The sequence below is a fragment of the Mesorhizobium sp. P2_D1 genome (assembly GCF_056404455.1).
On sequence record NZ_JBFUDZ010000113.1, the window covers coordinates 1 to 4,066 of the forward strand.

Annotated in this window: 4 protein-coding genes and 1 pseudogene; 4 read left to right on the top strand and 1 reads right to left on the bottom strand. The window is 58.6% G+C overall.

Translation table 11 applies throughout. From position 1 onward, the window contains the following. Positions 1–140: pseudogene (locus AC1D0I_RS32235) on the bottom strand (SDR family oxidoreductase); the annotation flags it as partial. 717 nt (positions 141–857) lie between these two features. Between AC1D0I_RS32235 and AC1D0I_RS32240 the strand changes: the two are divergent. The 4 genes from AC1D0I_RS32240 to AC1D0I_RS32255 all read left to right on the top strand — a co-directional run bounded on the left by AC1D0I_RS32240 (position 858) and on the right by AC1D0I_RS32255 (position 3,919). Further along, positions 858–1,697 carry a PRC-barrel domain-containing protein gene (locus AC1D0I_RS32240; RefSeq protein ID WP_477400136.1) on the top strand — a complete coding sequence of 280 codons (840 nt, stop codon included), beginning with the start codon at positions 858–860 and terminating at the stop codon, positions 1,695–1,697. A 624-nt stretch (positions 1,698–2,321) separates the two neighbouring features. Continuing rightward, on the top strand, positions 2,322–2,840 hold the full coding sequence (locus AC1D0I_RS32245; RefSeq protein WP_477344657.1) for a hypothetical protein: 519 nt from the start codon (positions 2,322–2,324) through the stop codon (positions 2,838–2,840). Between the two features lie 13 nt (positions 2,841–2,853). Continuing rightward, positions 2,854–3,267: a phage holin family protein gene (locus AC1D0I_RS32250; RefSeq protein ID WP_477344659.1), complete on the top strand. Its 414-nt coding sequence runs from the start codon at positions 2,854–2,856 to the stop codon at positions 3,265–3,267. Continuing rightward, a complete protein-coding gene (locus tag AC1D0I_RS32255) occupies positions 3,248–3,919 on the top strand; it encodes a hypothetical protein (RefSeq protein WP_477344661.1) in 672 nt (223 codons plus the stop codon). The genes AC1D0I_RS32250 and AC1D0I_RS32255 overlap by 20 nt, the downstream gene beginning before the upstream one ends. The last annotated feature ends 147 nt before the right edge of the window (positions 3,920–4,066 follow it).

A 4,066-nucleotide genomic window follows, 5' to 3' on the forward strand; every position in this document is an offset into this window, starting at 1 on the left:
CCGTCCACCAGATGGTAGCTTCCAGTAATAAAGCTAGCCTGATCGGACAAGAGGAAGCACACAAGAGCAGCTACCTCTTCCGGTTTCCCGCGCCTGCCCATCGGCTGGAGGTCTGCCATGCGCCGGTTAGCTGCTGCCTCCACTTGCTCGATGCCCAAGCAATGCACCGCCCTCGACTTCAGCGGCGCGGGACACGGGGTCAATGACGTATGGTTCATTGCCGACAGATCGAGAACGATTCCACCATGCAGGTCGGGGGTGGCCATGCAACAGAAGCAGTGGCCCCGAGCCGCGTAGCGAAGCCTCAGGCAGATCCAACATCTCGAGATTGAACTTTTCGAACATTCGCCCCTTTCGGCGCAAGTTCAATCAAGCATGTCGCACGGGTCCGACAGGCAGTCGTTTCCTAACCCCGATGGTGCGCCCACGACCAAACCCTAGTTCGAAGGGAGGGCGGGACCTGCATAAGATTGCTGCCGGCAAAAACAGACGTTCTGGCCCACAGCCCAGGGCGGCCCGATCTCGGATTGGCTAGCGGTATGCTAGCGCGATTGCCGATCGGCCGTCGGACGTCCCCTACTAAGCAAGCCATTCCGCGAAAAGGATCTCATCGAGAGCATCTTTCACCAGTCTAAGGCAATCAAGGCACGGTAGGGCAAGCTCGCCGCTCAACTCGATCTCGGCCCGGACTTGCATGTTCGGGAAAATCCATATCAACGCGCAGACCACAGGTCTGCGGAAACGGAACTTGTCCACGAGAGGCTCGTTGTCACTGTGCATAGATGCCGCGCCCAGCCGCCTTGCACGGGTTCAGCCGAGCGCGGCGTGCATCAACGAAACGCACAAGGAAACATACCATGATCCGCAAACTTTTGACCACCACCGCCGTGGTCACGCTGCTGTCATCAGGCCTGCTGGTATCGGGCGCCCATTCTGAAGATGCCACAAAGCCTGCCAACACAACGCAAAATGCTGCTGCAACCGAGCCTGTGATGGCCCCTGACGGGAGYCTCGTGAGCAAGATCATGGGCACTGCGGTCTACAATAGTGCTGCAGACAATGCCGAGAAGATCGGTGACGTTAATGACATTGTTCTCGCCAAGGACGGTAAAGCCAAGTTCATCATCATTGGTGTAGGAGGCTTCCTGGGGATTGGCGAAAAGAACGTCGCTTATGATTTCAGCAAGGCTGAATGGGTTGAGAAGAACGGCAGCCGGTGGTTGGTCGCCAAGACRACAAAGGAAGATCTCCAGGCCCAGGCSAACTTCGACASCAAGGCCTATGACACAGTCGCCRCCCCCRCTGCCGCGCCTGCGGTTGCCACTGACAACACCGCCACYGCCGCCATTGACAAGTCGGCGCTGACCGAGATGCCWGCGGATAAGATCAGCGCGGAGAATTTGATCGGAACCACYGTGTACGGCGCCGATGATGCCAARGTTGGAGAGATCGGCGACRTTGTTTTGAGCACAGACAAGAAGGTTGAYGCCATCGTYGTCGACGTCGGTGGTTTCCTYGGCATCGGAGAAAAGTCGGTCGCGGTTGGAATGGAGCAGCTKAAGTTCATGACCGACAAGAACGGCAACCGCTACCTCTATACAAACCTTACGAAGGCGCAGCTCGARGCGCAGGCCGCCTACGACAAGGGCACCTATGCCCARAATCGCGACAAGCAGCGCATAATTCTTGGCAAGTAGAGTCTTTTCGRCCTGGCTCGCGTCGATCGTGACGCGAGCCAGTTAGAGGGAATGCGGTTGGCGAGAATCGCGAAGGCGGAACATTWGCAATTCCGGATAGTTGAATTAGTGCTTCGGATGCCGCTGCTTGGCTCCGTYGCAGGCTGATGTGCAAACATCGGCCGGYCCGCGCCATCGGTCCCTCCTTGGCGCGGGCCTTGTCACGCAAGCTTTGTTCCCCGTGATTCCACTGATGAGATGTGACGGTGCGCCAAAATGAGAAAGGCGCCAGATCGTTCAGCCCGGTCGCATGACGCACCGCTCTCCGCGGCCAGGATTTTTGGTGCTGGGAATGGTCGAGCATTCGGCTCGCCACCGTCAATTTTTCAGACGGAAAACCCCTCCATCTTAGATCCTTGTGACTGCCCCGGATTGATTTGCACCGGTGGGCGAGCTCGTAACAAGGGCTGCGTAAGCCTTGTCGATTGCTCGCGATGTCATTTCCGACGGAGGTGATTGGTTAGACGTTTGGACCGCCTCCAATGCCGTTCGCGGCGCTGGGGAGGCGCAATGGGATTATTCTGCGAACGCAGGAACCGCAGGCTTGTGACGAAGTTCCACTCTACACAACAGGAGTGAAATATCGTGAACACGTCAGACACAACCGACTTCATCGCATCGGGGCCAACCAACGAGAATGAATGGCAACCTGATGCCAACCGGGCCGGCAAAAGCAAGGAAGCGCTCGGCAAATTGAAGACGAGCGCGGCCGAGACCGCGACTCACCTCAAGAGCGCTACGGCCTCGGTGTCGACCGACGCCAAGGATTATGCCGGCTTAGTTGCTGCCGATGCCGCTGGGGCGTTCAAGGAAGCGGTCGAGACGAACAAGACCGCCGGCGCCGATGCGATTGCCAACATCGCGCACTCCGTCAAGGAGGCCGCTGACGGGATCGAAAAACAATCGCCTCAGGTCGCGAGCATGGTGCGCAGTGCGGCCGAGGGTGTGGAACGAATCTCCACCGACGTCAGAGATCGCAACGTCGGCGAACTGCTCGACTCCGTTACGAAATTCGCCCAGCGCCAACCGGCGGCGTTCTTTGGGGTCGGGATCCTCGCCGGCGTGATGCTCACCCGCATCATGCGCAGCTCGGATCGTTCCTGAGAGAGGCTTGCAGATGGATGATGGTATCGATCGCCGTCCCTTCGGCAGCATCGTCATCGAGGCGCTCGAGAAATTCGCCTCGTTGATGCGCTTGGATGTGCGCCTGCTTAAGGCGGAAATGAAGAGTAAGACTTCGACAATCGTCTCGTCCGGCGCATGCGGGATGGCGGCCGTTGCCCTGTTTATTCTGGCATCGTTCGCCATGGTCCAATTCCTGATCCTGGTGATGATCTATCTTGGCATCAGCGCCATATTGGCCTGCCTGATTGTTGGCGTCGTCTTGTTTGGCGGAGGCTTCCTCTCCCTTTACCTGGCGAAGCGGGCGCTTATCGGATGGACTATCACTCCCATTGAGACCGTAAACCAGGTGCGCAGCGATCTCGCTGCATTGAAGCAGGGGATCCGCTATGGCACCACGCAACGATGACCTCCGCGCGATTATGGCGCAGAGCCGGGTCGAACGTCAGGCCCTGTTCGGGCCTGTCAGTGAAATAAGCCGCCGCGTGCAGCCCAGGCATTTGGTCGACGTGACTACCCGGTATGCCAAGGACAAGGTTGCCGGGGTCGTGGGTGGCGTCTCAGATGCCATCAAAGAAAACGGTGGCACAGCGGCTGCGGTAGCACTCGGCGCGGTGGCGGTATTTGATGCCGGCAGAAGAAGTGCTGACGGCCGCACACCGCCAACGAACCGCAATGGATTCCCTTGGGCGAGCGAAACACACGCGGGACGGAAGGGCCCGGGCGGTGCGACCACTCCAAGGGTGCAACCCTCGCGACAGGCCGTCACCAACGCAGCTCGGACCAAGGTGCTCGCTGGTTCAGTTGGAGGGCTGTTGATTGGCCACGTGATTGGCCGGTCGTTTGATGCAACCGCAACAGAACGTGAGCTGTTCGGGAAAACGTCGGGCGAAGTCCAGGAAGTAGCCTCCGAATTTGTCAGTCAGCATTTGCATGGGGCAAAGCTTGTAGCGGCCCAAGCCTTCGGTTTCGCAAGATATTCCGCCGCGTTCCTGGCGATAATGGCGGCGGTGAGCGATTATTTCGGGCGCTCTGAGGGCAGCGGCGATCCACCCACCTGAGCGCTCACGCTTCCAGCAGGATTTGGTCAGTAACGGAAATCGAGGGAGTGCTCAGCACTTCTCACCTCAGCCTCACGGCAGGTTGTCCACAAAGAGTTCCGATCCAATTCCTGAACCCACGGGCGCGCCCAATCGGAACATCGAAAG